The 6,567-nt window shown below is 61.7% G+C and carries 3 protein-coding genes; 2 read left to right on the plus strand and 1 reads right to left on the minus strand.

Annotation, left to right across the window (positions count from 1 at the left end; translation table 11 throughout):
* Positions 1 to 13 precede the first annotated feature (13 nt).
* Positions 14 to 1,525: an arabinosylfuranosidase ArfA gene (gene arfA / locus DL238_RS13185; protein ID WP_115492672.1), complete on the plus strand. Its 1,512-nt coding sequence runs from the start codon at positions 14 to 16 to the stop codon at positions 1,523 to 1,525.
* A gap of 109 nt (positions 1,526 to 1,634) precedes the next feature.
* Here arfA and DL238_RS13190 read toward each other — a convergent pair whose 3' ends face one another.
* A complete protein-coding gene (locus DL238_RS13190; RefSeq protein ID WP_234031075.1) occupies positions 1,635 to 4,496 on the minus strand; it encodes a TonB-dependent receptor in 2,862 nt (953 codons plus the stop codon).
* A 305-nt stretch (positions 4,497 to 4,801) separates the two neighbouring features.
* Here DL238_RS13190 and DL238_RS13195 point away from each other — a divergent pair, with 305 nt between their 5' ends.
* On the plus strand, positions 4,802 to 6,352 hold the full coding sequence (locus DL238_RS13195) for an alpha-N-arabinofuranosidase (protein ID WP_199798049.1): 1,551 nt from the start codon (positions 4,802 to 4,804) through the stop codon (positions 6,350 to 6,352).
* Positions 6,353 to 6,567 lie beyond the last annotated feature (215 nt).

A 6,567-nucleotide genomic window follows, 5' to 3' on the forward strand; every position in this document is an offset into this window, starting at 1 on the left:
ACAGGATCACGCCATGCTCAAGGCCCGCGTCATCGCCGATGCCGATTTCACCATCTCCGCCGTCGATCCGCGCATCTACGGCAGCTTCGTCGAGCATCTGGGCCGCTGCGTCTATGGCGGCATCTACGAGCCCGATCACGAGATGGCGGATGAGAACGGCTTCCGGCAGGACGTGCTCGACCTGACGACGGAGTTGGGCGTCTCCATCGTGCGCTACCCTGGCGGCAATTTCGTGTCCGGCTACAACTGGGAGGACGGCGTCGGGCCAAAGGAAGATCGCCCCGTGCGCCTCGACCTCGCTTGGGGATCCACCGAGACGAACCAGTTCGGCACCAACGAGTTCATGGTGTGGTGCGACAAGGCCGGGGTCGAGCCGATGTTCGCGGTAAACCTTGGAACGCGCGGGCCCGCGGAGGCGCAGAATCTCCTCGAATATTGCAACCACCCCGAGGGTACGCTGCATGCGGACATGCGCCGCGACCATGGTGTGGAGAAGCCGCACGCCATCAAGTTCTGGTGCCTCGGCAACGAGATGGACGGCCCCTGGCAGACCTGTGCCAGGACCGCTGCGGAGTACGGTCGGATCGCCACCGAAACCGCCAAGGTCATGCGGTGGACCGATCCGAACGTCGAACTGGCGGTATGTGGATCCTCGCACCGCGAAATGCCCACCTACGGCGCGTGGGAATACGAGGTGCTCGACCACACGTTCGAGCATGTCGATTTCATCTCTCTGCACCAGTATTTCGAGAACCACGAGAACGAGGTCGATCGTTTCCTGACCGTGATCGACGATCTCGATGCGTTCATTTCCGAAGTCGTCTCGATCGCGGACTCGGTCGCCGCGAAGCGGCGGTCGGACAAGCGCATCATGCTCTCGCTCGACGAATGGAACGTCTGGTATCGCGCGCGCAGCGGGTCGGACCTGCGCGCGGAGAACTGGGAGATCGCGCCGCACCTGCTGGAAGAGGTCTATAATTTCGAGGACGCGCTGGTCGTCGGTGGCGCGCTGCTGACCATGATCAACCACGCGGATCGCGTGAAGGCCGCCTGCATCGCGCAGCTCGTCAACGTGATCGGGCCGATCATGACCGAGACCGGCGGCCCCGCATGGCGGCAGACGATCTTCCATCCCTTCGCCCAGGCCTCCCGCTTCGGACGGGGCACCGCACTGCGGTGCAAGGTCGAGACCGAGACTTTCGCAGCCGGCAAGCACGAGGCCGCGCCCTGCCTGCTGACGGCCGTGGTGCACGATCCGGATAGCGGGCGAGCGACAGTGTTCGCGCTGAACCGCTCGGTCGATCATGAGATGGAACTGGAGGTGGACTTGCGCAACATGGGGCCGCGCGCGCTGGACGAGGCGATCGAGCTCCATCACGAGGATATCAAAGCGATCAACGACCGCGACACCCCCGACCGGGTCGCGCCGCATGCGCATCCAGACGCTGAGCTGGAGTGGCAGGCTCTGCGGGCGACGCTGAAGCCGCTCTCCTGGAACGTGTTCGTTACGGGCGCTGCCCCGTAGCCACCCTCTCGATTGCCGCCGCAAAAAAAGAGGCCCGGCTGGTCATACCAGCCGGGCCTTTGCGTAGGTAAGGGACCGCCCCAGCGGCGCGGACCCTGGGGAGAGAGCCTTAGTTGAAAGTGTATCGCACACCGAGGGCGAAAGTCCGCGCGAGCAGCGTATTGCCCAGATTGAACTCGTCCGGCCCCCCGAACTCGCCGAAGCGATAGTAGGTTTGCTGATATTCCTTCGTTAGGTTCACGGCATCGAAGGTGACGCCGAAATTGTCCGTAAGGTTATAGTTCAGCTGGAAATCGAGGCTGCTTTCCGGTCGCCGCCACACGCCCAGCGGACCGGCGAAATTGCGCTCCTCGTTGTTGTTGAGGAAGTTTTTCCGCCAGACATAAGACAGGCGGAGTCCCAGTGGACCGCGATCATAAGCTGCCGTGATATTGTAGGACAGGTCGGAGACGCCGAAGAAGTCGCTTTCCGTCGTGTCGACGATCTCGCCCGCCTGGTTGGAAATCGGAATCGTCTGGTTGCTGTCGAGCAGCGTCAGACTGCCGGTTGCGCCCAGGCCATTGAGCATGCCCGGCAAGGTCGGGAAGTAGACGAAGCCGAGTTCAAGCCCCTTCAACTCGCCATCCGAGGCATTCTCGGGCCGCGTTATGGCAAAAAGATCCGTGTTGAGGCCGGTATTGGGAATCTCGAGCACCGTGACCAGCGGCACAACCAGGCCTTCCACATCGCGCTTGAACGCGGTCAGGAAAATCGCGCTGTCAGGCTGGAAGTACCATTCGAGCGAGAAGTCGTAGTTGGTCGAACGCGTCGGCTCGAGGTTCGGATTGCCCCCGGCCCCGGTGCCACGGCCCACGTCCGTCAGGTCCCCAGTGAGGGCGTAATACGGATTGAGATCGGCAAATCCCGGACGCCGAAGGGTCCGACCGTAATTAAACCTGACCCGGAAGTTGTCGGTCAGATCCGCAATCGCCGTTATCGAAGGCAGGAACTCGCTCGCCTTCGCCTCGTCGTCCACGACCGTGCCCGAAAGACGATCGGTAAAGGTCAGGTCGGTATCGACATCGACATAGCGCAGGCCCGCCTGCAGGAAGAGACGTACGTCGCCGACGTAATGCTCAAAGTCGACTTCGCCATAGATCGAGAGTGTTCTTTCGGTGATGTTGAACACTTCGACCTGGTTGAACTCATCCGACAAAAGGATGCCCGGGTCGACGCTGTCGGCATAGAGCTGCCGGACGAAATCCGCGTTGTCCTGCAGCCACTGGCCGCTGATATTGATCCACGACATCGGGACATCGGCGCGCCCGTTGAAGAAGTCGTCGCTGATGAAATAGGATTCGGCCGGCAGGTTGGTCAGGGGCTGGCCGAGGGCCGGCGCATCCTGCTCGCGAACAGTATCTGCTGCGCCGCGCTTATCGAAACGGAAGCCTGCACGAACCGCTTTGAGGATGCTCGCGTCGAACTCGTACGCCGCATCCGTCTGCCAGGTGATCGCGTCGCCCTGCGAGGTGCCAGCATTGTCGTAGAGTTCGCCGACCGTCCATGCGGTCGGATCGTAGAGGCGCGTATTGTCGTCGAAACTCCAGCTCGGCAGACCATCGTCGGCGTTGAAATCGACAGTGATCTGCGGGGCGACACGCGTCAGGCGCGTGGCCAGGAACTGCGTTTCGAACTTGCTCCACTGGTAAGAAAGATCGGTAGTGACGCTCAGGTTATCGCCGATCTGCCAGTCAGCGTTGAACGCGCCGACGTAGCTGTCGGTCTTGTTGTCGGTGAAATCGCCGCTCTGGAAACCGAAGACATCGCCGACCACGCGGTCGGATATAATGTTCGTTCCTTCGTAGAGATTGAAGGTCGACCCCGGATTGGGACCGAGCGAGCCCCACCAGTCGACGAAGGTGAAATGAAGGTTGTTGAATGTGTTCGACCGGAAGCCGTTGTAGAGGAATTCCGCAGTGTAGGTGCTGGATGAGTTAGGAGCCCACTGGAGAGCGGCATTGATCGCAGGCCGTTCGCGCTCACCATACACATCGGGCGCAAAGTTGGCGTCGCGCGCGAGGTAATATGGGGTTTCGATCCCGTTGAGAGTGAAGGTCGATCCGGCTTCGTAGGGAATGCCGGTTTCCAGGCCCGGTGTCCACGCGCCCGTGTCGGGGAACACCCGCTGAAGCGGCGTAAAGCCTGTTCCGGGGGGCGGATTCTCCGTCACGAAAGGAACCAGGGCGCCGGAAAAGACGCTCATGTCGCGGAATTCCGCTTTCGAATAGCTGCCCGCTATGAGCACGCCGATGTCGCCGATGCCGGTTTCCCACTTGTTGCTCAGCAATAGGCTGACGTTAGGATTGAAGGTGTCCGCAGCCTCGTTGTAAACTCCGCGTGCGTTAGCCGAGAGCGCAAAACCATCAAAATCGAGCGGGCGACGGGTGATCACGTCAACCTGGCCTGCAAGTCCCGTTTCGATCTGCGTCGCCGACCGTGTCTTGTAGACGTCGATCCGCTTGACGAGGTTGGCGGGAATGTCGGCCAGCGCGAAGGCGGTGCCCGAAGCGGTGAAAATCTTGCGTCCGTTGAATGTCGTCAGCGCGTCGGGCAGGCCGCGAATGGAAAGGGTGTTCGTTTCGCCGCCCTCCCGATTGGTCACCTGAACACCCGTAAGGCGCTGCAGTGCCTCGACCACGTTGTTATCCGGCAGCTTGCCGATATCTTCCGCTACAATCGAATCGACCACCTGAGAAGACTCCCGCCGCACTTCGATCGCTTCGGAAAGCGCGGCGCGGATGCCCGTGACGATGATCATCTCCGATGCCTCGGGATCGGCCGGCGTCCCCTCTGCCGGCTCGGGTCCCTCCTCCTCCTCGGGCACGGGATCGGGCTGCGTACCCGTGGTTTGCGCTGCGGCGGGGCTCGCCAGGCATCCGAGCGCAAGCGCCATTGCGGACACGCCTGCGAGTTTACACGCGGTGTATTTCATTCCAGAAATCCTCCCATGGATCGATTTTCTTATTTATCAGACAACTTGTAACGCAGCCCGAACGAATGCGCAATACTCCCAGTTGCGATCCATAAACATCTGATACTATTGCGCTTTCTGGGCGTTTGGCGAGACGGTGAATATCCTGCGAGTCCCTTATGAGGGCCGGTGATCGCTTGTCAGGTTAACTTAAGTCTGATTATTGTCCGTACGGTCGGGACACGCCAGCGGCGTTGGACACCGGCCGATTTGACATTGCACGATCAGGACCGGGCTTCGATCCGGCAACCGAAGGGGAGAGTTTGATGAGAAGAACACTGAGGGGAGCGGCGATCGCAATCGCGGGTGTCGCCAGCCTGGGCGTATCGGGTGCGATGGCGCAGCAGCCGGCGCAGAACGTGAGCGTCGAGGTCGACTTCGATGCCACCGGCCCCCGGATCGAACCCGAGGTGCAGGGACACTTTGCGGAACATCTGGGCCGGGGCATTTACGAAGGGGTATGGGTCGGGGAGGATTCGGCCATTCCCAATACCGACGGTTTCCGGACCGACGTGCTCGTAGCACTCCAGCAACTCGAAATTCCCGTCGTCCGCTGGCCGGGCGGCTGTTTCGCCGACGAATATGACTGGCGCGACGGCATCGGCCCGCGGGCGGAACGCCCCGTCCGCCTCAACACCCACTGGGGCTGGGTGATCGAGGACAACGCCTTCGGCACCCATGAATTCCTGAACTATTCCGAAGCTCTCGGTGCCAAGCCCTATGTCGCGGGCAACATGGGATCGCTGCCCGCCGTCGAAATGGCACGCTGGATGGAATACATGACCGGAGACCTGCCGACCGACCTGGCGGAAATGCGCCGAGCCAATGGTCGCGACGAGCCTTGGGACGTGCCCTATTTCGGGATCGGCAACGAAAGCTGGGGCTGCGGAGGCAACATGCAGCCATCCTATTCCGCAGACCTTCACCGGCGCTATTCGACTTTCGTAAAGGCGCCTCCGGGCAAGTCGATCGTGAAGGTGGCGACCGGTGCGAATGTCGACGATTACAATTTCACCGAGACACTGATGCGCGAGGCGCGTCACACGATGGATGCGATCAGCATCCACTACTACACCTTTCCCGGCAGCTGGGAGGACAAGGGCCCAGCCACCGGCTTCGGCCGCGACCAATGGGCCAGCACGCTAAGCCATGCCCTCCGGATGGACGAGCTGGTTACCAATCACGTGGCGATCATGGACAAGCACGATCCTGAGGGACGGGTGGATCTCTACGTCGACGAATGGGGCACCTGGTACGATTCCGAACCCGGATCGACGCCCGGCTTCCTGTACCAGCAGAACAGCCTGCGCGATGCGCTGGTCGTGGGGCTGACGATGAACGTCTTCCATGATCACACCCGCCGGGTGAAGATGGCCAATATCGCGCAGATGGTGAATGTGCTGCAGGCCTCGATCCTCACCGACGGGGAGGAAATGCTGCTGACCCCCACCTACCACGCGCTCGACATGTATCGTCCGTTCCGGGGAGCGGTGCCTTTGCAGGCCGAGGTCGACACGCCGCGCTATGTGGAAGGTGAATACGACCTTCCGCTGGTCGACGTGTCGGTCGCGCGCGGTGAGGACGGCAAGCTGATCGTCTCGCTGATCAACCTCAGCCCAGACACGCCGGCGCGGGTTGCCACCAACCTGGAAGGGACCGCGAGCGGGCGGATCATCACCGGTCCGGAGTTGGACACGCACAACACCTTCGACAATCCCGAGCGGATCACGCCGGCGCCCTACGCCGCCCGCTCGCGCGGCGGAGAGCTGGTGTTCGATCTTCCGGCGAAGTCGCTGGTGGTCGTGACCATCGACTGAGCTACCGCCCAGCATCGAAAAGGGCCCGCTCGCTTCACGCGGCCGGGCCCTTTTTCTTGCATCGAACCGATCGGGCACCTCGCCCTATTCGTGGAATTCCTCGACGAAGCGGAAACTCCCGCACAGGAACGCATCGGCCACCAGGCGCAGGGGCGCGACATCGACGTCGGAAACCTCGGCCCGGATCAGCGCCCCGAACTTGCGATAGATCGAGG

Source organism: Alteriqipengyuania lutimaris (genome assembly GCF_003363135.1).
Taxonomy (GTDB): domain Bacteria; phylum Pseudomonadota; class Alphaproteobacteria; order Sphingomonadales; family Sphingomonadaceae; genus Alteriqipengyuania; species Alteriqipengyuania lutimaris.

Coding starts and splice junctions, on each gene's coding strand:
- DL238_RS13190 (WP_234031075.1), bottom strand. CDS start 4,496: ATGAAATACACCGCGTGTAAACTCGCAGGCGTGTCCGCAATGGCGCTT.
- arfA (WP_115492672.1), top strand. CDS start 14: ATGCTCAAGGCCCGCGTCATCGCCGATGCCGATTTCACCATCTCCGCC.
- DL238_RS13195 (WP_199798049.1), top strand. CDS start 4,802: ATGAGAAGAACACTGAGGGGAGCGGCGATCGCAATCGCGGGTGTCGCC.